Origin of the sequence: Clostridium sp. BSD2780061688st1 H5, from assembly GCF_005845155.1 — a bacterium.
Lineage (GTDB): Bacteria > Bacillota > Clostridia > Lachnospirales > Lachnospiraceae > Claveliimonas > Claveliimonas intestinigallinarum.
The window spans coordinates 26,610-49,895 of the sequence record NZ_SPGT01000001.1 but is presented as its reverse complement, the minus strand read 5'-3'; the positions used below and the strand labels follow the sequence as shown (position 1 = coordinate 49,895).

The 23,286-nt window shown below is 55.2% G+C and carries 19 protein-coding genes and 1 riboswitch; of the genes, 18 read left to right on the top strand and 1 reads right to left on the bottom strand.

From position 1 onward, the window contains the following. The first annotated feature begins 12 nt into the window (after window positions 1-12). Window positions 13-1,767 carry a dihydroxyacetone kinase subunit DhaL gene (dhaL, locus tag FGQ86_RS00215; RefSeq protein WP_138302681.1) on the top strand — a complete coding sequence of 585 codons (1,755 nt, stop codon included), beginning with the start codon at window positions 13-15 and terminating at the stop codon, window positions 1,765-1,767. Between the two features lie 13 nt (window positions 1,768-1,780). Then, window positions 1,781-2,782: a Gfo/Idh/MocA family oxidoreductase gene (locus FGQ86_RS00210; RefSeq protein WP_138302680.1), complete on the top strand. Its 1,002-nt coding sequence runs from the start codon at window positions 1,781-1,783 to the stop codon at window positions 2,780-2,782. 77 nt (window positions 2,783-2,859) lie between these two features. On the opposite strand, the gene FGQ86_RS00205 is transcribed toward FGQ86_RS00210, so the two are convergent. Then, window positions 2,860-3,960 (bottom strand): threonine-phosphate decarboxylase, encoded by a 1,101-nt coding sequence (locus FGQ86_RS00205; RefSeq protein ID WP_033124522.1) that lies wholly within the window; start codon window positions 3,958-3,960, stop codon window positions 2,860-2,862. A gap of 149 nt (window positions 3,961-4,109) precedes the next feature. On the opposite strand from FGQ86_RS00205, the gene FGQ86_RS00200 reads away from it, so the two are divergent. From FGQ86_RS00200 to grdD, 16 genes are all read left to right on the top strand, one after another. Then, window positions 4,110-7,403, top strand: coding sequence for a DUF5717 family protein (locus tag FGQ86_RS00200; RefSeq protein ID WP_138302679.1), 3,294 nt, complete (start codon window positions 4,110-4,112; stop codon window positions 7,401-7,403). Between the two features lie 14 nt (window positions 7,404-7,417). Continuing rightward, entirely contained in the window at window positions 7,418-8,701 is a 1,284-nt protein-coding gene (locus FGQ86_RS00195; protein ID WP_138302678.1) for a DUF5716 family protein, read from the top strand. Continuing rightward, window positions 8,676-9,443: a hypothetical protein gene (locus FGQ86_RS00190; RefSeq protein ID WP_033124525.1), complete on the top strand. Its 768-nt coding sequence runs from the start codon at window positions 8,676-8,678 to the stop codon at window positions 9,441-9,443. Before FGQ86_RS00195 ends, FGQ86_RS00190 begins: the two co-directional genes overlap by 26 nt. A 147-nt stretch (window positions 9,444-9,590) precedes the next feature. Beyond that, a complete protein-coding gene (locus FGQ86_RS00185; protein ID WP_138302677.1) occupies window positions 9,591-10,433 on the top strand; it encodes an amino acid ABC transporter substrate-binding protein in 843 nt (280 codons plus the stop codon). A gap of 77 nt (window positions 10,434-10,510) precedes the next feature. Next, the gene (locus tag FGQ86_RS00180; protein WP_033124527.1) at window positions 10,511-11,161 is read left to right on the top strand and encodes an amino acid ABC transporter permease; all 651 of its coding nucleotides are present in this window, start codon (window positions 10,511-10,513) and stop codon (window positions 11,159-11,161) included. Window positions 11,162-11,177: 16 nt separating this feature from the next. Next, window positions 11,178-11,867: an amino acid ABC transporter ATP-binding protein gene (locus FGQ86_RS00175; protein ID WP_033124528.1), complete on the top strand. Its 690-nt coding sequence runs from the start codon at window positions 11,178-11,180 to the stop codon at window positions 11,865-11,867. 218 nt (window positions 11,868-12,085) lie between these two features. Beyond that, entirely contained in the window at window positions 12,086-13,513 is a 1,428-nt protein-coding gene (gene purF / locus FGQ86_RS00170; RefSeq protein ID WP_033124529.1) for an amidophosphoribosyltransferase, read from the top strand. Between the two features lie 66 nt (window positions 13,514-13,579). Then, on the top strand, window positions 13,580-15,013 hold the full coding sequence (gene purB / locus FGQ86_RS00165) for an adenylosuccinate lyase (RefSeq protein ID WP_033124530.1): 1,434 nt from the start codon (window positions 13,580-13,582) through the stop codon (window positions 15,011-15,013). Between the two features lie 285 nt (window positions 15,014-15,298). Continuing rightward, a riboswitch (glycine riboswitch) is annotated at window positions 15,299-15,410 on the top strand. Between the two features lie 154 nt (window positions 15,411-15,564). Next, window positions 15,565-15,945 carry a GrdX family protein gene (locus FGQ86_RS00160; RefSeq protein ID WP_033124633.1) on the top strand — a complete coding sequence of 127 codons (381 nt, stop codon included), beginning with the start codon at window positions 15,565-15,567 and terminating at the stop codon, window positions 15,943-15,945. 82 nt (window positions 15,946-16,027) lie between these two features. After that, window positions 16,028-17,308 carry a glycine/sarcosine/betaine reductase component B subunit gene (locus tag FGQ86_RS00155; RefSeq protein ID WP_207670732.1) on the top strand — a complete coding sequence of 427 codons (1,281 nt, stop codon included), beginning with the start codon at window positions 16,028-16,030 and terminating at the stop codon, window positions 17,306-17,308. A gap of 19 nt (window positions 17,309-17,327) precedes the next feature. After that, window positions 17,328-18,638, top strand: a complete 1,311-nt coding sequence (grdB, locus tag FGQ86_RS00150) for a glycine reductase complex selenoprotein B (protein WP_138302676.1) — start codon at window positions 17,328-17,330, stop codon at window positions 18,636-18,638. Window positions 18,639-18,671: 33 nt separating this feature from the next. After that, entirely contained in the window at window positions 18,672-19,616 is a 945-nt protein-coding gene (gene trxB / locus FGQ86_RS00145; protein ID WP_138302675.1) for a thioredoxin-disulfide reductase, read from the top strand. Window positions 19,617-19,640: 24 nt separating this feature from the next. Then, window positions 19,641-19,958, top strand: coding sequence for a thioredoxin family protein (locus tag FGQ86_RS00140; RefSeq protein WP_138302674.1), 318 nt, complete (start codon window positions 19,641-19,643; stop codon window positions 19,956-19,958). A gap of 53 nt (window positions 19,959-20,011) precedes the next feature. Continuing rightward, on the top strand, window positions 20,012-20,482 hold the full coding sequence (gene grdA, locus FGQ86_RS00135) for a glycine/sarcosine/betaine reductase complex selenoprotein A (protein WP_138302673.1): 471 nt from the start codon (window positions 20,012-20,014) through the stop codon (window positions 20,480-20,482). A gap of 66 nt (window positions 20,483-20,548) precedes the next feature. Continuing rightward, the gene (gene grdC / locus FGQ86_RS00130) at window positions 20,549-22,087 is read left to right on the top strand and encodes a glycine/sarcosine/betaine reductase complex component C subunit beta (RefSeq protein WP_138302672.1); all 1,539 of its coding nucleotides are present in this window, start codon (window positions 20,549-20,551) and stop codon (window positions 22,085-22,087) included. Between the two features lie 13 nt (window positions 22,088-22,100). Next, complete coding sequence (gene grdD / locus FGQ86_RS00125) at window positions 22,101-23,252, top strand: glycine/sarcosine/betaine reductase complex component C subunit alpha (RefSeq protein WP_138302671.1); 1,152 nt, start codon at window positions 22,101-22,103, stop codon at window positions 23,250-23,252. The last annotated feature ends 34 nt before the right edge of the window (window positions 23,253-23,286 follow it).

Sequence of the window (23,286 nt, the reverse complement as noted above, 5' to 3'; positions counted from 1 at the left end):
GAGGCGTCTTGGATGAGTACGAAAAAAATCCTGAACAAGGATGTATCAAACGTGGTGGAGGAGAGTCTTACAGGTTATTTGATGGCCTATAAGAAATATTATAAAAAAATCGGTGAGTACAATGCATTTCAATACAGAGGGCACAGAAAAGACAAGGTCGCTCTGGTCATCGGCGGCGGGAGTGGACACGAGCCCCTGTTTACAGGGTATTGCGGGGCCGGACTTGCAGATGCCGTGGCATGCGGAAATATCTGTGCTTCCCCCAACCCGGAACTGATCATGATGGCTGCGAAAGCAGTGGATCAGGGGAAAGGTGTACTCTTTGTATATGGAAACTACGCGGGAGACAATCTGAATTTTGATATGGCGGAGGAGATGTGCAGGGCGGAAGGTATGAAGACAGCACACGTCCGCGAGTGGGATGATTTCGCATCGGCTCCCAAAGAGAGGATAACGGACCGTCGTGGCATCGCGGGAGATGTTTATACTATTAAGATTGCGGGAGCGGCCTGCGATGCGGGCCTGGATCTGGATGAGGTTGTGCGGATCACGGAGAAGGCCAGAGATAATACCAATACGATCGGGCTTGCCACTTCCCCCGGAACTCTGCCGGGCAATGATAAACCTACTTTTGAGATCGCGGATGACGAGATGGAGTTCGGTATGGGGCTTCACGGAGAGCCGGGGATCGAGAGGACAAAGATGATGCCCTGCTGTGATATGGTGGAGAGAATGTACAATGAGCTTATGGCTGAAATGGGACTGAAATCGGGAGACGAGATCGCTGTCCTTGTCAACGGGCTTGGCTCCACCCCTCTGCTGGAACTGAATCTTGTCTATTATGAGCTGTATAAGTGCATGCACAGAGACGGGCTGAAGGTGTACGACGCAGAGGTCAAGACATACTGCACCTGCATGGAGATGGGAGGATTTTCCATCACTTTCCTGAAGCTTGACGATGAACTGAAAAAGTATTACGATGCGCCCTGCTATTCTCCCTATTACGCCAAAGGATCATTTTCAGGAGTGGTGGAGGACGCCTCTTCAGACGCGGACGAGGAAGAGCCGGAATTCGACGAGACCGATGTGGAGCCGGCTGTGATCACCAGGAGCAAAGACGGTGTCCTGGAGGAGCTCAATGCTGAAGATACGAGGAATATGCTTCTCTACATAGCGGATAAGATCATAGCTAACAAGCCCTACCTGACAGAGGTGGACAGTGCGATCGGTGACGGAGATCACGGCATAGGAATGGCCGGCGGCATGCAGAAAGCCAAGAAGAAACTTCTGAAAATGCAGGGAGAAGAAAATGCCTACCATCTCTTTGAAACCGCGGGACAGGCGATGCTCATGTCCATGGGCGGCGCGTCAGGAGTTATTTTCGGAAGTCTCTATCTGGCCGGCGCGAAAGGAATGGATCCCAAGGGGACTATCACAGCAGAAGATCTTGCTAGGATGGAGAAGAAGAGCCTTGACGCCATTCAGGAGAGAGGCGGTGCCCAGGTAGGGGACAAGACAATGGTAGATGCGCTGGCACCCGCTGTCGACGCCCTTGAGGCCAACTCTGGAAAAGGACTTCTTGAAATGCTCAAAGCGGCAGAAGAGGCAGCCAGATGCGGTATGGAAGACACAAAGAAATATGTAGCGAAATTCGGACGCGCGAAATCTCTCCTTGAGAGGGCTATCGGACATCAGGATGCGGGCGCTACGTCTGTGTACCTGATCTTCCAGGGAATGCGTGAGTTTGTAGAAGGTGCGATAGATTAGGAGATAAGGTGTTATGAGCAGAAAAGTAAAATGGGGGATCCTTGGGTGTGCCTCCATCGCAAAAGTGCGCACCATCCCGGGACTTCTCCAGGCCGACAATGCGCAGCTTTACGCAGTGGCCAGCAGAGGAGGAAAAAAGGCGGAGGAATTCAGGGAGCTGTTCTGTGCAAAGAAGGCGTACGATACGTATGAGGCTCTTCTGGCGGATGAGGATGTGGAAGCCGTTTATATTCCTCTCCCGAATTCCCTGCACTGCGAATGGGTGAAAAAAGCCGCAAAGGCAAAGAAGCATATCCTGTGTGAGAAGCCGCTGGCTTTGAATGAGGAGCAGGCGAAGGCGATGTTTGACGTCTGCGAAGAGGAGGGCGTTCTCCTTATGGAGGCATTTGCCTATCGACATGCGCCTCTGATCCGGAAGGTGAAGGAACTGATTGATCAGGGGGCTGTCGGGGAAGTGAAATATCTGGAGTCCCATCTCACAGATGTGCTGACAGATATGTCCAACATCCGGATGAACCGGAATCTTGGAGGAGGATCTTTCTACGATATGGCCTGCTACAATATCAGCGCTATCAGCTATCTGCTGGGCTTTAAGGAGCCGGTCCGGGTCAAGGCTCTGGCAGAGATGTCTCAGGAATACGGAGTGGATGTCAGCAATACAGCACTTCTGATGTACGAGGATGGCGTCCAGGCGGCCAGCTACTCTTCCCTGAATTCATACCCGAGAGGGTATTATGCGGTGGTAGGGGAGAAGGGAAGGATAGAAGTCCCCTGCAATTTTAACTGCCGGTATATCCAGAAGTTCACGGTCACTTCCGGAGGCAATGTGGATAATGTGGAGATCCTGGATGAGGAGAAGACAGAGCACACTGTCATGTGTCCGGACAATTACATGCTCGAGATCGAGCAGTTCGGAAGATGTATCCTAGAGGGCGAAAAGCCGCTCGTGTCCAAAGAAGAGACTCTTTTGAACGCGAGGATACTTGACCGGATTTTTGAGGATGCGAATAGATAGGAAAATGTTGAAAAGTTTTGAGAGGCCGGACAGAAGTAAAAGCTGTCCGGCCTCGTATCAGATTGGCTTTCTGAGTGTCATGCCAGCAAATCCTTCAGACACGCCATCAGCCGGTCATTGTCCTCCGGCATCATGACACAGAAGCGGATGTACTCCCCCTCCAGGCTCTCGAAGGAGGAGCAGTCGCGGATCATCAGGCCCTGGCGGATGGCCGCCTCGAAGACCTGGAAGGAGGAGAGATCCTCCTTTAGGATGCGCACCAGGATGAAGTTGGCGTAAGGTGTGTAGACCCGGGCGTGGCGGAAGCCGGAGAGGATCCCTGTGAGTCGGTCCCTCTCGGAGCCGATGAGCCGGCGGGTCTTCTCGATGTAGGGGGCGTCCTTTAGCATCAGCTCCCCCGCCAGTGCGGCGATGCTGCTGACGCTCCAGGGGTTCTGGTGGATCGCCAGGGACGAAAGGAAATCCCGGTTTCCTGTGATCCCGTAGCCAAGGCGCAGACCCGGGGCGGCGAAGAATTTGGACACGCCGCGGATGACCATCAGGTTGTCGAAGTCCCGTGTGAGGGGAACGGCAGTGATGTGGCCCGGATCGGGGGCGAACTCCACATAGGTCTCGTCCACCATGACAAAGATGTCCCGCTCCCGGCAGGCGTCTATCAGGGCTTTAAGGCTGTCCTGGCTGACGGCGGAGGAGGTGGGGTTGTTGGGGTTGCACAGGATGAGCAGATCTGTGTCCTTGGGGAGAAATCCAAGGAGATCCGGGATGTCCAGCCTGAAGCGGTTCTCCTCCTTCAGGTCGTAGGCAGTGATCCTGCCGCCGGTCAGCTCAAGCTCCCGCTGGTACTCCGAGTAGGTTGGGCCGATGACCACCGCGTGGCGGGCTTTTCGCTGGCTGATGAGAAGACAGATGAGCTCTGTGGAGCCGTTTCCCACAGCCACGAAGGAGGCGGGGATGTGGCAGTAGTCTGAGATGGCGGCCTTCAAGGACGCGTAGTCCCGGTCGGGATAGCGGCTGATGACGTCCAGGTTTTCTGCCAGGGCTTCCTTCACAGAGGAGGACAGGCCCAGGGGATTGACATTTGCCCCGAAGCCTGTGATCTCCTCCTTTTTGATGTGATAATACTTTTCGATCTGTTCCAGGTCGCTGCCGTGGAAGGCAGGGCGTTTTGCGCTTTTCATGTGTATTCCTCCATGTTTCTCTTAAATTTTTCTTTATTCTCTTATATTCTTCCAGATTTTCAGATTACGGCATTGCCATTCTGATTGCAGTAATGATATAATCTATTATAGTATGTCTAATAAAGGCGATGCAAGAAGAGGTGGAAGGCTTGAAGAATAAAATTAAGAAATTTTCAAAAGGTGACTTTCAGACGGCGGGCCCGGAGATCGTGTTCGACGAGACCTGTCTGATCCTTACCATCGGTGAGGGGGAAGTGTACCGTGGAAGTTTTACGATCAGAAGCCAGACAGACGGGGCGATCCGGGGGATTGTGTATCCGTCTTCTTTTCGTATGCGCTGCGTGGAACAGGGATTTGAGGGAAATCCCGTCACAGTGAGGTTTGAGTACGACGGGAGAAATCTGCGCCCCGGCCATGTGGAGCAGGGGAAGTTCTCGGTTGTCTGCAACGGGGGAGAGTACGAGGTGGCCTTCACTGCCATCATCGAGAAGCCCTATGTCATGACCGCCTACGGAAAGGTCCAGAGCACGGATGATTTCAAGCGTCTGGCCATCAAGGATTTCTCGGAGGCCCAGAGACTGTTCCGCTCCCGGGAGTTCTACGAGGTGCTCAAGTACGAAAATCCCAGAACCTTCCATCTCTATGACAATATGCGCAAATGGGCCCTGGACGAGCAGGCTATGGAGGAGTTCCTGGTCGGGATCAAGCAGAAGGAGTGCATCTTCCTCACCCTCCAGGGGGAGGGAATGCTCTTTGAGGATCTGAAGGAGGCCACTAAGGGGAGCTTCACTGTCATCAAGAACACGTGGGGATTTATGCCTGTACACATCAAGACAGAGGGGGGGGTTATCACTGTGCCCCGGCCGGAGATCACCACCGACGACTTTGTGGGCAATGTGTATGAGCTGGAGTTTGTGGTGAACACAGATCACCTCCACGCGGGACGGAACTTTGGCAAGATCTACCTTGTTACCCCCTACGAGACTCTCACATACGATGTGGAGGTCCTGCAGAACGGGGAGTACGACGAGAACCGCCGGGAGATCGAGTTTCTGGCAGCTCAGATCCTGAAGGAATACATTGCCTGCGAGGCGGGCAGGATCGACCTGAATACCTGGACGAACAGCGCGGTGGAGAAGTCCAAGAAAATGCGCCAGTATGCGCCCCTGGATGACGGGCTGCAGCTCTTCCAGGCCCATATCTATATAAAGGGGGAGCGGATCGAGGAGGCCAAGTGGATCCTGGAAAACTATAATTACAATCGGTTTGCCATCGGCAAGGATCCGATTACAAACGCCTACTATCTGTATCTGACCGCTCTCATCCGGAAGAACGGAAGCCATGTGGAGAGGGTGCTGGATGAGATCGGGAAGACCTACCTGCGGCACCAGGACTCCTGGGAGCTGCTCCTCATGCTGCTGACCCTAGACCCCCAGTACCGGGATCCCTACCGCAGGCTCCGGGTGCTGGAGCAGCAGTTCTACGGGTACGAGACCAACCAGGTGCTTTTCTACCAGATTGCCTACCAGTGCTTTATGGAGAGGACGAACCTCTTGAAGAAGCTGGGAAAATTTGAGCTGCATGTGCTGAATTTTGCCGTGAAATACAGGCTGCTGACAAAGGAGCTGGCCCTCTACGCGGCCAACCTGGCCAGCCAGCAGAAGAGCTATGACGACCTTCTGTTCCATATACTGGAGCAGATCTACGACATGTACAAGGAGCCCATGATCCTGAACACCATCTGCACCCTCCTCATCAAGGGAAATAAGATGCAGCAGCGGTATTTTGTCTGGTATCAGCGGGCAGTGGACGCTGAGCTGAAGATCGCCCAGCTCTACGAGTACTATATGGAGACCATCGAGGAGGATAAAGTGCGGGAGGCCCTGCCCAGATCCATTTTCCTGTACTTCATGCACGGGAACAGTCTGGACTACAAGAAGGCGGCTCTCCTCTACGCCAACCTGATCACCTATGAGCAGTACGCCAGCGATCTGTACATCAGCTACCGGGAGCAGATGGTGGAGTTCGCCTGGGACCAGCTCGTGAAGAGGCACATCAACGAGTCCCTGAAAATTATCTACAAGCGGTTCTGCACCGAGGAGGAGATGACCGGGGAGAGGCTGGAGGCCATGCGGGATATCTGCTACGCCTACGAGGTGACTACAAAGGTGAAAGGCCTCAAGTGCGTCCTCGTCATCGAGAAGGACGGCTCCATCAAGCAGAGGGTACCCTACCGGGAGGAGGGGGCTATCGTCTACCTCTACGACAAAGAGGCCAGGATCATCTGGGAGGGCATGGACGGCCGCCACTACACGGACTCCATTGCCTTTGAGACAAGGCGGATGTTCTATGAGCCCAGATACCTGGAGATGTGCAAGAAATATATGTCCCACATGAACAGCTGGGGCGGGGATGGCGGCAAGGAAGAGGTCACCTTTGAAAATCTTCATATAAAGGATATAGATGAGTTTGACGAGAAGGAAGTGTTCCAGCTGTGCAGCAGGAGAATCCGTGAGGACAACTACGAGGAGGATGATTTCCTCCTGTACCTGTGCTTTGAGATGTTCAGGCGGCAGCAGTACGACAAGGTGACGCTGACCTATCTGTCTAATTTCTACTGCGGAGCTACAAAAGACATGAAGCAGCTCTGGAAGACAGCCAGAGATTACGGCGTCCAGACCGGGAAGCTGGGGGAGAGGATCATTACCCAGATGCTCTTCTCGGAGGACATGTTCGATGAGGAGGAGATCTTCATTGAATATTATCTGGGTGGAAACGCCTACTTCCGGCTGAAGCAGGCCTACCTGGCCTACGTGTCCAGAGAGTACATGGTGCGGGGCCGCAGGACCGGGAACACCATTTTTGAGATCATTGTCAATGAGAGGCGTCAGGAGGAGGAGCTGGCAGATATATGCAAGATCGCCCTGCTGTGCTACTACTCTGAAAGGGAGTACGGGCACGAGGTGGAAGGAGTGCTCCACAGCGTGCTGGGAGAGCTCTGCGAGAAGCAGATCATTTTCCCCTTCTACCTGAAATACCCGGAGAGCTGGCTGCGGGAGGCCCAGCTCTATGACAGGACCATGGTGGAGTACCGGGCCTCCAAGGGAGGAAAGGTGCGCATTGTCTATAAAATGCGCCAGGACGGCGTGGACGATCTGGGATACCAGAGCGAGAGCCTGACCCCCATGTATGAAAATATTTACGTGAAGGATTTCATCCTCTACAAGGGAGACCTGGTGCGCTATTATTTCCAGGAGTCCCAGGGAAAGAAGACCTCCAGCCAGGAGGAGCACACCCTGGAGCAGACAAGGGATGTGCCGCCCATCGGCCGCTATGGAAGGCTGAACGCCATGTCGTCCATGGGGCCCGAGGAGAGGAAGGCGGCCATGGAGGAGTATCAGCAGGAGATCTATCTGGCTGAGCAGATCTTTGAGGAGTATTAAGGAGGAATTTTGCTGTGAGAGGCGGAAGCATATTAGGAATCGAACTGAATGACCAGTACTGCCAGATCAGCTTTTACGATGAGGAGAAGAATGAGCCGGAGACGCTGGAGACGGCGGTGGACAACTACCAGATCCCGCTGATCCTGGGCTACTACCGGGAGCAGTGGGTGTACGGAAGAGAGGCGAAGCGCCTTGCCATGGTGAACGAGGGCTGCACGGTGATAGACCTGTTTGAGCGGGCCAAGCGCCAGGAGAAGGTGCGGGTGGGGGCCAAGAACCATGACGCGGTGTGGCTGCTGGCCAAATTTTTCCAGCTGGCCCTGGCCCAGTTCCGGCATATCGAGTACCTGACCTTTTCAGTCCCCTACACGGATATTGACATCAGCAAGATGCTCAAGGGAGTGGGACAGTTTGTGGGCGTGCCCAAGGAGTCCGTCTACGTGCAGGACTACAAGGAGAGCTTCTGCCACTACATGTTCTACCAGCCAAAGGAGCTGTGGCAGTACGAGGCGGCCCTCTTCTACTGCGACAGAAATGAGATCAGGGCCTACATGCTGCGGCGGCTGCGGAAGCTGAGGGGCCGCGGGGACGAGCTCTTTGTGGCGGTGGACGAGGTGGCCAACGCCCATATGAAGGAGCTGGCGGCGGTCTATCCGGTGCTGAACGTGGACAAGGCAAAAGATGCGGACGAGAGGTTCAAGTCCTTCATCCAGAGCGTGTTTGACAAGAAGGTTGTCTCCTCCGTTTACCTGACAGGGGAGGGCTTTGAGAACAACTGGTACCCGGCCTCCCTGAAGGTGCTCTGTAATGGCAGACGGGCTTTCCTCGGCAACAATCTGTACAGCCGGGGGGCCTGCTACACAGCCTACAGAAAGTGCAGGGATTACGAGGACAGCCCCATCTATCTGGACAACACAAAGATGACGGACCAGATCTGCCTGCGCATGCGGGTGAACGGCAAGGAGGGCTGGTATCCCATCGTCCAGTGGGGCTCCCACTGGTACGAGGCGGACGGGCAGTGGGATGTGCTCCTGGAGGACACCTCTGACATTGAGATACACATTGAGTCCCTGGGGAGCGGGGAGCTCCAGGCGGAGACGGTCTCCCTGGCCGGGCTTCCGGAGCGGAAGGACTATGCCCTGCGGCTCACCATAGAGGTCATGTTCCTGGACGAGTACACCTGCAGGATCAGCTTCAGGGACGCAGGCTTCGGAGAGTTTTTCCCGGCTACGGATTTCCATGTAGAAAAGACGATTCACTTAGGAGGAAGCAATGGGCAGTTTAATTCTCTGTCATAAGAAGAAGGCAAAACATCCATATGAGATATCCAGGATCCACATGCGGATCTACACCATAGAGGAACTGTGCTATTATTTCTGCAACAACCTGTACCTGGTGGACTACACCATCATCAACAGGCAGCTCTGCGACTGGCTGGAGGAGGAGCTGGAGCTCTACGACCTGGCGGAAGAGCTCAGGGGCATCCTGGACCAGAACGGGCCGGTGGAGCAGTTCCTTCTGGCAGTGCTGAGCCACGCTTCCATCTACTCCTCCTCGGAGATCACCCGGATCCACAATGTGCTGGAGCACTTGAAGAACCAGAATGAGGTGGAGAGGGAGAAGTATAAGGCGGACAATCTCCTGAAGGCGGGGGAGGTGGCCTCGGCCATCCTTGTGTATCAGTCTATTGTGGGTAAAGAGTGGGACGACTCTGTGGGCAAGGAGTTTTACGGCCAGGTCTACGGCTGTCTGGGGTCGGCCTACGGCAGGCTCCTTCTCTATGAGGAGGCGGCCGCCATGTACGAGAAGGGCTTTAATGTGTGTCAGGACACGAAGATGCTGAAGGCCTATCTCTACTGCTGCTACAGATATCTGCCCCAGGAGCAGTACGTGAAGATGCTCTCCAACGAGCCGGTCTACTTAAGCATCGGCTCAGTGCTGAAAGAAGAGATCCGGAAGGCGGCTGAGAGTGTGCAGGTGGAGGCGACGGACGAGCAGCTTAAAAAGTGGAAAAAGGAATACCAGAGAGGCAACATCTGAGCGGAGGCTCTTTGCTTGAAGAGACACTTATCCATAGTTGACAGGCCGTGGATAAGTGTGTTATTATAACTAGGCGATTTAGCGTGGTAGAGTAATCAATTGATAAATTGCTACTACAATAAAGCTGAATACGGGAGGAAACGAGAGATGAAAAAGAGACTGGCACTTGTGATGGCACTGACGATGACCACAGCGACCCTGCTGGCGGGCTGCGGCGGCAGCTCCGATAAGGGCGGGGACGACAGCTCGGACAGCCAGAGCGCATCAAAGACAGAGTTTACAGAAAAGAAAGAGGGAGACAAATTCACAGTCGGCTTTGACCAGGACTTCCCGCCCATGGGATTTGTGGGAGAGGACGGAGAGTACACAGGCTTTGACCTGGAGCTGGCACAGGCTGTCTGCGACAAGATGGGATGGGAGTTCGTCCCGGAGCCCATCGCCTGGGACGCCAAGGACGCCATGCTTGAGTCCGGGGCTATTGACTGTATCTGGAACGGATTTACCATGAATGGCAGAGAGGACGACTACACATGGTCCGAGCCCTACCTGGACAACAGCCAGGTGTTTGTCGTGAGGGCTGACTCCGGCATCCAGTCCGCCGCGGACCTGGCCGGAAAGACGGTGGACGTGCAGACAGACTCCTCCGCCCAGGCGGCTCTGGAGGACAACCAGGAGCTGTCCAGCACCTTCGGCAATCTCCAGGTGATCGCGGACTACAACACGGGATTTATGGAGCTTGAGTCCGGTGTGGTGGACGCTGTGGCCATGGATATCGTGGTGGCCAGCTACCAGATCGAGTCCAGAGACGCGGACTTTGTGATCCTGGACGATGTGATCTCCACAGAGGAGTACGGCGTGGGCTTTGCCAAGGGCAACGAGGCAGTGAGAGACCAGGTGCAGACAGCCCTTGATGAGCTGGCTGCGGACGGAACCGTGGCTGAGATCTCCACAAAGTGGTTTGGCGAGGACATCACCACCATCGGAAAGTAAAAAGGTAAGAAAATATACAAAAAGGGCTGTCCTTTTGGGCAGCCCGTTTTGCCGGACTGGCAGAGAGGAGTTTTGTGATGGAATTTTCGGTTATGCTGGATCTCCTGATCAAGGGAACCGTGATGACGGCGGAGATCTTTTTCGTGACGCTGGTGCTGTCGCTCCCTTTGGGCCTGCTTGTGTGCTTTGGGAGAATGTCGAAAAATATTATTGTCCGCTCGTTTTTTAAATTTTACATATCAGTCATGCGGGGAACGCCCCTGATGCTGCAGCTCATGGTGTTCTATTTCGGGCCCTACTATCTGTTCCACATACAGATCACGGACACCTGGAAGCAGCTGGCCTGGATACTGGGATTTTCCCTGAACTATGCGGCCTATTTTGCGGAGATCTACAGGGGAGGCATCGAGTCCATGCCCCGGGGACAGTACGAGGCGGCCAAGATTCTTGGATACAGCAGGTCCCAGACCTTTATGCGGATCATCCTTCCCCAGGTGATCAAGCGGGTGATGCCCTCCATCACAAATGAGGCCATCACTCTTGTGAAGGATACATCCCTCGCCTTCACCCTGTCCATTATGGAGCTGTTCAACCAGGCCAAGGCCCTGGCGGCCCGGGAGACCAACATGATCCCCTACGCCATCGCGGCCCTGATCTACTATGTGTTCTGTCTGCTCGTGGCCTTTGTCATGGAGCGGGTGGAGAAAAAGATGAGCTATTACCGGTAGTGAGGAGGAGGCAGTCATGAGTCTGTTGGAAATTCGAGGTTTAAAAAAGAGCTTTGACGGCCTGGAGGTGCTGAAGGATATCTCGCTCCAGGTCAGACAGGGGGAGGTGCTGGGCATCATCGGCCCCTCCGGGTCCGGAAAGTCCACCCTTCTTCGGTGCGCCACCGGTCTGGAGACGCCGGACGGAGGAGAGATACGCTACGAGGGGACCTTTGGGCTGGTCTTCCAGAACTTTAATCTTTTCCCCCACTACTCTGTCATGAAAAATATCACGGACGCGCCTATCAAGGTACAGAAGCGCAGCAGGGAGGAGGTCTTTGCGGAGGCCCGCGCCCTGCTGGCCAAGATGGGGCTCTCCGACAAGGAGGATGCCTATCCCTACCAGCTCTCCGGCGGACAGCAGCAGAGGATATCCATCGCACGGGCTCTGGCCATGAACCCGGACATTCTCTTCTTCGACGAGCCCACGTCGGCTCTGGACCCGGAGCTGACCGGGGAGATCCTGAAGGTTATCCGTGATCTGGCCGCGGAGCACATGACTATGGTCATTGTCACCCACGAGATGAATTTTGCCAGGAACGTGGCGGACCAGATCATTTTCATGGACAAGGGCGTTATCGCTCAGCAGGGCACGCCGGAGGAGGTTTTTGGATCTTCTAACGAAAGAATGAAGGAATTTCTTGGGAAATTAGGGGAAAACTTATAAATCATCCAATGTTATTAAGAAATACTAATAAATAGACCGGAAAATAAATAATGAGTGCCAATCTTTGGCTGGCGGGGAGGAATATTGCTTTTCTCCCCGCCTTGTATTATACTTTTATGGGAAATTCAGCTGAATTTCCCGGAAACCAGACAATATGAAGCAACAGGCAGCGGCTCTTACGGGGGCGCTGCGTGGAATAAGGAGCGAAGGAAGCATACATGGAGAACTTTGAAAAAGTGACAACAGGTCTTGGAGAGGAATGTGGTGTTTTTGGAGCTTATGATATGGATGGGGGCGATGTGGCCCCCACTGTCTATTATGGGCTTTTTGCACTGCAGCACAGAGGGCAGGAGAGCTGTGGGATCGCGGTGACGGACACGTACGGGGAGAGAAAGGTGCGCTCAAAGAAGGGGCTGGGCCTCGTCAACGAGGTGTTTGACGAGGAGTCCCTCCACTCCCTTCACGGCAATCTGGGAGTGGGACATGTCCGCTACTCCACAGCCGGGGGCTCCAGGGCGGAGAATGCCATGCCCCTGGTCATCAACTACGTGAAAGGGGTGCTGGCCATCGCCCACAATGGGAACCTGACCAATGCGGTGGAGCTGCGGCATGAGCTGGAGCATACAGGGGCCATCTTCCAGACCACCATCGACTCGGAGGTGATCGCCTACCACATTGCCAGAGAGAGGCTGAAGGCGCCCAATGTGGAGGGAGCTGTGAAGAACGCCATGAAGAAGATCAAGGGGGCCTACGCCCTTGTGGTCATCTCTCCCAGAAAGATGATCGGAGCGAGAGATCCCTTCGGCCTGAAGCCCCTGTGCATCGGGAAGAGGGACAACACCTATGTCCTGGCCTCCGAGAGCTGCGCTCTGGCGGCCATCGACGCGGAGTTTGTGCGGGACGTGGAGCCCGGCGAGATCGTGTCCATCACAAAGGACGGAATCTCCTCGGATATGAGTATGGCCATCGACCCGGCAAAGCAGGCCAGATGCATTTTTGAATATATCTACTTTGCGAGGATGGACAGCACCCTGGACGGGGTGAATGTGTACCATGCCAGGATGACAGCCGGCCGGGCCCTGGCAGAGTCCTACCCGGTGGACGCGGACCTGGTGGTGGGTGTCCCCGACTCAGGCCTTGTGGCCGCCAGAGGCTACTCAGAGCAGTCCGGCATCCCAAACGGTATGGCCTTCCACAAGAACAGCTACGTGGGAAGGACGTTCATCAAACCGAGGCAGAGCGAACGGGAGTCCAGCGTGCGCATCAAGCTGAACGTGATCCCGGAGGTGGTCCGGGGCAAGAGGATCGTCATGGTAGACGATTCCATCGTCCGGGGTACTACCTGTGCCAACATCATCCGCATGCTGAAGAAGGCGGGGGCCACGGAGGTGCACGTGCGGATCAGCTCTCCACCCTTCCTGTACCCATGCTATTTCGGGACGGACGTGCCCTCCAACGAGCAGCTTATCGCCCACTCCCACACCACGGAGCAGATCCGGGAGATGATCGGGGCGGACTCTCTTGGCTACATGGAGATCGACAAGCTGAGGGACATGGTGGGAGACCTGTCCTACTGTGACGCCTGCTTCACAGGGAATTACCCCATGGAGGTGCCCGGGAAGGATGTCTCCCTGGCTTTTGAGTAGAAGCTGTGCTAGAATGAGAGAAAGAGAAGAGAAACCATTTTTGAGCAGAGAAAGGAAAGAAAATCTATGAGTCACGACAGATATGTAAGCCCGCTCTCCGAGCGGTATGCCAGCAGGGAAATGCAGTACATTTTCTCACCTGATATGAAGTTCCGCACATGGAGGCGCCTGTGGATCGCTCTGGCGGAGACGGAGAAGGAGCTGGGACTTCCCATCACCGATGAGCAGATCGAGGAGCTGAAAAGCCACGCGGACGACATCAACTACGATGTGGCGAAGGAGAGGGAGAAGCTGGTGCGCCACGATGTCATGTCCCACGTCTACGCCTACGGCCAGCAGTGCCCCAAGGCAAAGGGGATCATTCACCTGGGCGCGACATCCTGCTATGTGGGGGACAACACGGACATCATCATCATGTCCGAGGCGCTGAAGCTGGTTCGCAGGAAGATCGTGAATGTGATATCCGAGCTGGCGGATTTTGCCGACAGGTACAAGGATCTTCCCACTCTGGCTTTCACACACTTCCAGCCGGCACAGCCCACCACGGTGGGAAAACGCGCCACTCTCTGGCTCCAGGAGTTCATGATGGATCTGGAGGATCTGGAGTATGTGCTGGGGAGCCTGAAGCTCCTTGGCTCCAAGGGAACAACGGGCACCCAGGCCAGCTTTCTGGAGCTCTTTGACGGGGATCAGGAGACCATCGACAAGATCGATCCCATGATCGCCAGGAAGATGGGCTTTGATGCCTGCTATCCGGTGTCCGGCCAGACCTACTCGAGAAAGGTGGACACAAGAGTGCTGAACGTGCTGGCGGGCATCGCTGCCAGCGCACACAAGATGTCCAACGACATCCGTCTTCTGCAGCATCTGAAGGAGGTGGAGGAGCCCTTCGAGAAGAACCAGATCGGCTCCTCAGCCATGGCATACAAGAGGAACCCCATGCGCAGCGAGAGGATTGCGTCCCTCTCCAGATACGTCATGGTGGACGCCCTGAACCCGGCCATCACATCCGCCACCCAGTGGTTTGAGAGAACCCTGGACGATTCCGCCAACAAGCGTCTCAGCGTGCCCGAGGGCTTCCTGGCCATCGACGGCATCCTGGACCTGTGCCTGAACGTGGTGGACGGCCTTGTGGTCTACCCGAAGGTGATCGAGAAGCATCTCATGGCAGAGCTTCCCTTCATGGCTACCGAGAATATTATGATGGATGCCGTGAAGGCAGGAGGAGACCGGCAGGAGCTCCATGAGCGCATTCGTGAGCTGTCCATGGAGGCGGGAAAGAACGTGAAGGAGAAGGGCCAGGAGAACAACCTCCTGGAGCTCATCGCGGCTGACCCGGCCTTTGGACTTAGCCTGGACGAGCTGAAGAGGACTATGGACCCGGCGAAGTACACGGGCCGCGCCTCCGTCCAGGTAGACAGATACCTGACGGACATCGTCCGCCCCATGTTGGAGGAGAACAAAGAGCTCCTGGGTGTGAAAGCGGAGATCAATGTGTAAGAAGAATTGTAAGAAGAATAAACAGAGGAGCCAGTCCGGCTCCATACAGGGCGGGCAGGAAGCAGAATGTTTCCTGCCCGCCCTTTGTCTGTCAAAAAAAGGTGTGATAAAAAACTAACAAAATTTCAAGTCTGAATTTGTGCAGAACACACAAAAATAATCTTCTTGACAATGCGGGTATTGCAAAAAAGTTACAATTAGGGTAGTATGAACTTGTCATTGAACAGACCTATAAATCATAAAGATTTATAGATGAGACAAATGAGACATGCAATTGGATACGGACGATCTCTTTCACGAGAGAGCTGACAAAGAGCAGCCGCCGAAGAGGCAAGCCGGAGGACGAAAAAGCTGGTTCACCGGTGAAACTTTCAGGCAAAAGGATTGGAAGAGGGACGAATTCTGAATATAATGCAAAGATGGGCATGGGGCGGATGCCCATGCGCAGGCAGAAGTAGACAGAGCGGGGCGGCAGACACGTAGAAGTGTTTGTGACGCCTCTTTTTTATTCCAGAGAAAAGACCTCCGGACAGGTAGAAGGAGAGAAGAGGATGGACAGCTACATGATTTTGACTAACAATCCGCTTGCGGCCCGGAAGCTGGAAGGGCGCAGGAGGGTATGTTATATATCCGTTCCCTATGAGGAACTTCTAAGAGAGGCGGAGAAAAAGATCTGCCAGGGCTACAGGCTTCTGTCGCACCCCCTGTCGGGGAGTGTGAAGCCGAAGGAGACACCATACAAATCGGTCATGCTGAGCGGGAAGAAGGAGGAGGTGGACCCGCAGTCCGTCAGGCTGATCGAGGCGGCCATACAGACCTGTGAGAAATTCACAGACCGACAGAAGAGCTACGGGCAGGAGGTGTACGAAGACTTTCAGCTCATTGACTGGACTCTGCTGGAGAGTGCAATGGAGTCGGCGGACGTATGGTAGACCCGTCATTGAGAGGCAGCGAAAAGCTGCGGGAAATCATGGCAAGCAATCATAGCGTAGAAGAGCAAGGAGGTAAAGAAACGTGAGATTAGAAATGGGCCACATTTACATCAGGGATATCCAGTTCGCGGACGAGAGCAGAATTCAGGACGGTGTCCTTTATGTGTCAAAGGAGGAGCTGGAAAAGACAGCTCTGGAGGATGAGAAGATCAAGGCAGTGTCCTTTGATATTGCCCGCCCCGGCGAGTCCGTCCGCATCACACCGGTGAAGGACGTGATCGAGCCGAGAGTGAAGGTGGAAGGCAGAGGAGGCGTATTCCCGGGAGTGATCTCCAAGGTAGACACAGTGGGAAGCGGAAAGACATACGCTCTCAAAGGCATGGCTGTAGTGACAGCGGGACGCATCGTCGGATTCCAGGAGGGTATCATCGATATGACAGGACCGGGAGCACAGTACACACCCTTCTCCCAGACACTCAATCTGGTGATGGTGTGCGAGCCGGTTGACGATATCAAACAGCATGACTATGAGAAGGCAGTCAGATTTGCCGGATTCAGAGTTGCGGCTTACATTGGGGAGCTTGCCCGCAGCCTGACACCGGATGAGACAAAGGTGTACGAGACATGCACCATAAAGGAGGGGATGGAGAAATACCCGGACCTTCCCAGGGTAGCTTACGTGCAGATGCTGCAGAGCCAGGGGCTTCTCCACGACACCTACGTGTATGGGGTAGACGCGAAGAAGATCCTTCCCACGATCCTGAGCCCCACGGAGATCATGGACGGCGCCATCGTTTCAGGAAACTGCGTGTCCGCCTGTGACAAGAACCCCACCTATGTACATCAGAACAACCCGGTAGTGCACGACCTCTTTGAGGAGCACGGTAAGACGCTGAACTTTGTGTGCCAGATCATCACCAACGAGAACGTGTACCTGGCGGACAAGCAGCGCTCCTCCGACTGGACGGCAAAGCTGTGTAAAATGCTGGATCTGGACGGCGTCATCGTATCCCAGGAGGGATTTGGAAACCCGGATACAGACCTGATCATGAACTGCAAAAAGATCGAGGCCGAGGGCGTGAAGACCGTCATCATCACAGATGAGTACGCCGGACGGGACGGCCGGTCCCAGTCCCTGGCGGACGCGGACGCGGCTGCGGATGCCGTTGTCACAGGGGGAAACGCCAACCAGGTAGTGATCCTGCCCAAGCTTGACAAGGTCATTGGCACCCTGGACTATGTGACAAAGATTGCGGGAGCCAGCGAGGAGACCCTGCGGGAGGACGGCTCCCTGGAGGTGGAGCTGCAGGTCATCACAGGGGCCACAAACGAAACCGGATTTAACAAACTGAGCGCAAGGTAGAAGGGAGGACATACAGGAAATGAGTAAGATCAAAGTTGTACATTATATCAATCAGTTCTTCGCCAACATCGGCGGGGAGGAGAAGGCAGACTACCCGGCGGAGCTGCGCGTGGGCGAGGCTGTGGGCCCCGGACTTGCGTTCAAGATGAATTTTAAGGACGAGGCGGAGATCATCGCCACCGTGGTGTGCGGCGACTCCTATTTCAACGAGAATCTGGAGAAAGCCAAGGCAGATATCCTGGCCATGGTCAAAGAGCAGGACCCGGATGTGTTCATCGCCGGACCGGCCTTCAACGCGGGGCGCTACGGCGTGGCCTGCGGCACCATCGCGGCGGCTGTCCAGGAGGAGCTGGGTATCCCGGCGGTGACAGGCATGTACGTGGAAAATCCGGGAGCGGATATGTTTAAGGACAAGGTCTACACGATCTCCACAAAGAACAGCGCGGCTGGCATGAGAGCGGCGGTGGCTAAGATGGCCCCCCTGGCCCTGAAGCTGGCAAGAGGAGAACAGATCGGAGCCTCCTGCGAGGAGGGGTATATGCCGGGCGGCGTCAGGGTAAACTTCTTTGAGAAGGAGAGGGGATCCAAAAGAGCGGTCCAGATGCTCCTCAAGAAGCTGGCCGGCAAGCCCTTTGAGACAGAGTATCCGATGCCCAGCTTTGACAAGGTGGCGCCCAATCCACCTATCAAGGATCTGGCCCATGCCAAGATCGCCCTTGTCACATCCGGCGGCATCGTTCCCAAGGGAAATCCGGATCACATTGAGAGCTCAAGCGCGTCGCACTACGGCGAGTATGATATCACCGGGGTGACGGACCTCACATCCGACACCTACGAGACGGCCCACGGCGGGTACGATCCGGTCTACGCCAACGAGGATGCGGACCGGGTGCTCCCGGTGGACGTACTCCGGGAGATGGAGAAGGAAGGAAAGATAGGCGAGCTGCACCACATCTTCTATACGACAACAGGAAACGGCACGGCTGTTGCCTCTGCCAAGGCCTTTGCGGATGAATTTTCCCAGAAGCTGAAGGCGGATGGCGTGGACGGCGTGATCCTGACCTCTACATGAGGCACCTGTACTCGTTGCGGTGCAACGATGGTGAAAGAAATTGAGAGGGCTGGCATTCCGGTAGTACACATCTGTACAGTAACACCGATCTCCATGACCGTAGGAGCCAACAGGATCGTTCCGGCTATCGCGATCCCCCATCCCCTCGGAAATCCGGCTCTGGACCACGAGGAGGAGAAGAAGCTCCGCCGCCATATTGTGGAGAAGGCGTTGACAGCCCTTACCACGGAAGTGGACAGTCAGACGATTTTCGATTAGAATAGATGAAAAAAGAAAAAGGAGATGTTACCCATGAGCAAAGTTTATGACGTGATCGTCCTGGGCGCCGGCCCGGGCGGGCTTGCGGCCGGTCTGTACGCCGGCAGGAGCAGGCTCTCCACCCTGATCATCGAGAAAGGCCAGGACGGAGGACAGATCGCCATCACGGACGACATTGAGAACTATCCGGGGCAGATTGTGGAGGGAGAGACAGGACCCTCGCTCATCGCCCGCATGACACAGCAGGTGGAAAAATTCGGCGCCGAGAGAGTCTCCGACACCATCAACGCGGTGGAGCTGGACGGCGAGATTAAGATTTTGAAAAGCGCCAAGGCAGAGTACCAGGCAAAGAACGTGATCATTGCCACAGGAGCCTATGCCCGGCCCATCGGCTGCAAGGGTGAGGCGGAATTCAGAGGAAAGGGAGTTTCCTACTGCGCTACCTGCGATGCCAACTTCTTTGAGGATCTGGAAGTGTTTGTCGTAGGAGGAGGCGACTCCGCAGTGGAGGAGGCCATGTACCTGACCAAATTTGCCAGAAAAGTTACCATCATCCACAGAAGAGACGAGCTGCGCGCAGCCAAATCCATCCAGGAGAAGGCCTTCGCAAACCCGAAGATCGAGTTCTTCTGGGACAGCGTGGTGGAGGAGTTAGGAGGAGACGACATCCTCCAGTGGATGAAGGTGAAGAATGTCAAGACCGGCGAAGTGAGAACTGTGGAGGCGGACGAGGAAGACGGCATGTTCGGCGTGTTCGGTTTTATCGGCACTGTACCCAACTCAAAGCTCTTTGAGGGAATTCTGGATATGGATGAGAGAGGCTATATCCGGACAGATGAGGACATGCACACCAGCATCCCCAACGTCTACGCGGTGGGAGATGTCCGCATCAAGAGCCTGCGCCAGGTCGTGACGGCGGCCGCGGACGGAGCCATCGCCGCCGTACAGGTGGAGAGGAGCCTGTCGGATTATTTCTAAAATTTAAAAGGAGTGTAGAAAACAATGATCGATGTTGACAAGACCACATTTGAAGAGGAAGTGCTGAAAGCAGACGGATATGTATTCGTAGATTTTTACGGGGACGGCTGTGTGCCCTGTCAGGCCCTCATGCCCAAGGTACATGAGTTTGCCGACACATACGGGGATAAGATGAAATTCACATCCCTGAATACCACAAAGGCCCGCCGCCTTGCCATCTCCCAGAAAGTGCTGGGACTCCCGGTGATGGCCATCTACAAGGATGGAGAAAAGGTGGAGGAGCTTGTGAAGGACGACTGTACGCCCGAGAGCATTGAAGCGATGATTAAGAAATATCTTTAATCATAAAAAACAAAAGCAGCAAAAAACAACAGAAGAAAGGAGAACGCATAATTATGGCTATTTTGGAAGGCAAAAAAGTAATAATTATCGGAGACCGTGACGGAATTCCGGGGCCTGCCATCGCTGAGTGTGTAAAGACAGCGGGCGGGGAAGTGGTATTCGCGTCCACGGAGTGCTTTGTCTGAACGAGCGCAGGCGCAATGGATCTGGAAAATCAGAAGAGAGTAAAGGAGTTCGCTGACGAGTACGGCCCGGAGAACCTTGTTGTAGTTCTCGGAGCCGCAGAGGGCGAGGCTGCAGGACTTGCAGCTGAGACCGTGACAGCGGGAGACCCCACCTTCGCAGGTCCATTGACAGGAGTCCAGCTTGGACTTCAGGTTTATCACGTATGCGAGCCGGAGATGAAGGAAGAATTTGACGAGGCTGTCTATGATGAGCAGATCAGCATGATGGAGATGGTTCTCGATGTGGATGACATCATTTCCGAGATGACAGCTATCAGAGAGCAATATTGTAAATTCTAGGAGGGCGGGGCGGTGTCACCCCGCCGCCCTGCTTATTATGGTAAAAAGAAGAAAGGGGAAAAACCCATGAACAGTGTGATCAAAGGGGCAAGCTACATTTTAGTACATACGCCTGATATGGTTTTGTATAACGGAACAACACAGACGACAGAGCGCATCGTCAATCCCGAGTCGGAGTATCTGAAGGAGGTGCCTGACAGGCTCCGCACGTACGAGGAGGCGGTATCCTACTGGCCCAACCAGACCTACATCGGCAACGTCCATCCGGAGGAGCTGGCGGAGGTGGAATTCCCCTGGTACGACAAGAAGATGGAGGGGGCACAGCGCTACGGCAAATTCGGTGAGATCATGCCTGAGGAGGAGTTCCTCCTTCTTGTGCAGGCCAGCGACATGTTCGAGGTGGTACGGCTGGAGAAAGGGTTTGTGGCAGCCCACAGGGAGGCCTTTGCCAAGGATCCGGTGATCACGGAGGAAATCCTTGAAAGAGTGCACGAGGGCGTGGAGCTCTCCGAGATCGAGCAGTTTGTAAACGAGGAGCACGCGGAGGGACTCTATTTTGACGGCAAGCTGGTAGGCTGCGTGAAGGCTGCCCACGATATCGACCAGAACCTGTCCGCCCATGTGATGCACGAGAACCTGATGAGCAAGGCGTCCAGCGTCCTGGCACTTCTCTACGCTGTCCGCAACGCGGGCATCAGGAAGGAGGACGTGGAGTACGTCATCGACTGCGCGGAGGAGGCCTGCGGGGACATGAACCAGAGAGGCGGGGGTAACTTCGCCAAGGCGGCAGCAGAGGTGGCGGGACTTGTGAACGCTACTGGCTCTGATGTGAGAGGCTTCTGCGCAGCGCCTGTGCACGCGGTCATCGAGGCGGCGTCCCTGGTGAAATCCGGCGCCTACAGGACCGTGGTTGTCACAAGCGGCGGCTGTACGGCCAAGCTGGGCATGAACGGTAAAGACCATGTGAAGAAGGGGCTCCCCATCCTGGAGGACTGCCTGGGCGGCTTTGCTGTTGTCATCTCAGAAAACGACGGGGTAAATCCGGAGATTGACCTTGGCATGCTGGGACGCCACACAGTGGGGACAGGCTCCGCACCCCAGGCTGTGATCAGCAGTCTTGTGGCTGATCCGCTGGACAGAGCCGGCATGAAGATACCGGACATCGACAAGTATTCGCCGGAGATGCAGAACCCGGATATCACCAAGCCGGCAGGCGCGGGTGATGTGCCGCTTGCCAACTACAAGATGATCGGCGCGCTGGCTGTGAAGAGAGGCGAGCTGGACCGCAAGGAGCTGGCAGACTTCACAAAGAAGCACGGACTGACCGGCTGGGCGCCCACCCAGGGACATATCCCCTCCGGCGTGCCTTACATCGGCGTTGCCAGGGAGGATATCCTGGAAGGAAAGATCAAGAATGCCATGATCATCGGAAAGGGAAGCCTTTTCCTTGGCCGTATGACCAATCTTTTTGACGGTGTGTCTTTTGTCATCCACGGCAACACGGCAGACCAGGAGAAGAAAGAGAGCGGCGTCTCCGAAGAGGAAGTAAAAGGGCTGATCGCAAAAGCCATGAAAGAGTTCGCGGCAGCGCTTCTGGCAGAGTAAAGGAGGGTGGAACATGGCTGATCATATTGAGAAAATAATCGCCTCCACCTTTATGGAAATGGCAGAGGGACTGGAGAGCGGCCGGTTCGGGAAAAAGCCCAAGATCGCTCTCACCGGTATGGGAAGCGAACACGGCGAGGAGAACGCTATGGAGGCGGCTGTTGCGGCTGCCAGGGAAGGCATTGATGTGTATTACATCGGCACCCTTGAGGCGGAGGGCGTGACCACGGTGAAGGTGGCGGACGAGGATGAAGGACACAGGAAGATGGAGGAGCTCCTGAAGAACAAGGAAGTGGACGGGGCTGTCACCATGCATTTCCCGTTCCCCATCGGCGTCTCCACTGTGGGCCGGGCCGTCACCCCTGCCAGGGGAAGAGAGATGTTCGTGGCCACCACTACGGGTACCTCCAGCGCGGACCGCATTGAGGGCATGATAAAAAATGCCATTTACGGGATCATCGCCGCAAAAGCCTGCGGAAAGGAGCATCCCACAGTCGGGATCCTGAACGTGGACGGGGCGCGTCAGACAGAGATTGCCCTGAAGCAGTTGAAGGAGAACGGGTACGATATCACATTTGCCGAGTCCGCCAGGGCGGACGGAGGCTGTGTCATGAGAGGAAACGATGTGCTCCAGGGGTCGGCGGATATTATGGTATGTGATTCGCTGTCCGGGAATATCCTGATCAAGATGCTCTCCTCCTTCACGACAGGAGGAAGCTATGAGGCGTCAGGATTTGGCTACGGACCTGGTATTGGGGAAAATTATGAGCAGCTGGTGCTGATCATTTCCAGGGCTTCCGGCGCGCCTCTCATCAAGGGGGCGCTGAGCTATGCGGCTGAGCTGTTGAGAGGTAAGGTGTTTGATATCGCGAAGGAGGAGTTCGCCGCAGCCAAGAAGGCGGGCCTGGCGGATATCCTGGCAGCGAGAAAGGTGTCTGCAAAGCCTGTGGAGCAGGAGGAAGTGAAGGCGCCGGCCAAGGAACCGGTGACATCACAGATCGCGGGGATCGAGATCATGGATCTGGAGGACGGCGTGCGGGCTCTCTGGAAGCTGGGGATTTATGCGGAGAGCGGCATGGGCTGTACAGGGCCTATCATCCTGGTGTCTGACGCCAACCTGGGCAGAGCCCAGGAGGAGCTGAAGAAGGCCGGATATATCAACTAAAAGTATAAGGAGAGGAGGCAGCGTCTGGTATGCC

Coding starts and splice junctions, on each gene's coding strand:
- dhaL (WP_138302681.1), top strand. CDS start 13: ATGAGTACGAAAAAAATCCTGAACAAGGATGTATCAAACGTGGTGGAG.
- FGQ86_RS00210 (WP_138302680.1), top strand. CDS start 1,781: ATGAGCAGAAAAGTAAAATGGGGGATCCTTGGGTGTGCCTCCATCGCA.
- FGQ86_RS00205 (WP_033124522.1), bottom strand. CDS start 3,960: ATGAAAAGCGCAAAACGCCCTGCCTTCCACGGCAGCGACCTGGAACAG.
- FGQ86_RS00190 (WP_033124525.1), top strand. CDS start 8,676: ATGGGCAGTTTAATTCTCTGTCATAAGAAGAAGGCAAAACATCCATAT.
- FGQ86_RS00185 (WP_138302677.1), top strand. CDS start 9,591: ATGAAAAAGAGACTGGCACTTGTGATGGCACTGACGATGACCACAGCG.
- FGQ86_RS00180 (WP_033124527.1), top strand. CDS start 10,511: ATGGAATTTTCGGTTATGCTGGATCTCCTGATCAAGGGAACCGTGATG.
- FGQ86_RS00175 (WP_033124528.1), top strand. CDS start 11,178: ATGAGTCTGTTGGAAATTCGAGGTTTAAAAAAGAGCTTTGACGGCCTG.
- purF (WP_033124529.1), top strand. CDS start 12,086: ATGGAGAACTTTGAAAAAGTGACAACAGGTCTTGGAGAGGAATGTGGT.
- purB (WP_033124530.1), top strand. CDS start 13,580: ATGAGTCACGACAGATATGTAAGCCCGCTCTCCGAGCGGTATGCCAGC.
- FGQ86_RS00160 (WP_033124633.1), top strand. CDS start 15,565: ATGGACAGCTACATGATTTTGACTAACAATCCGCTTGCGGCCCGGAAG.
- trxB (WP_138302675.1), top strand. CDS start 18,672: ATGAGCAAAGTTTATGACGTGATCGTCCTGGGCGCCGGCCCGGGCGGG.
- FGQ86_RS00140 (WP_138302674.1), top strand. CDS start 19,641: ATGATCGATGTTGACAAGACCACATTTGAAGAGGAAGTGCTGAAAGCA.
- grdC (WP_138302672.1), top strand. CDS start 20,549: ATGAACAGTGTGATCAAAGGGGCAAGCTACATTTTAGTACATACGCCT.
- grdD (WP_138302671.1), top strand. CDS start 22,101: ATGGCTGATCATATTGAGAAAATAATCGCCTCCACCTTTATGGAAATG.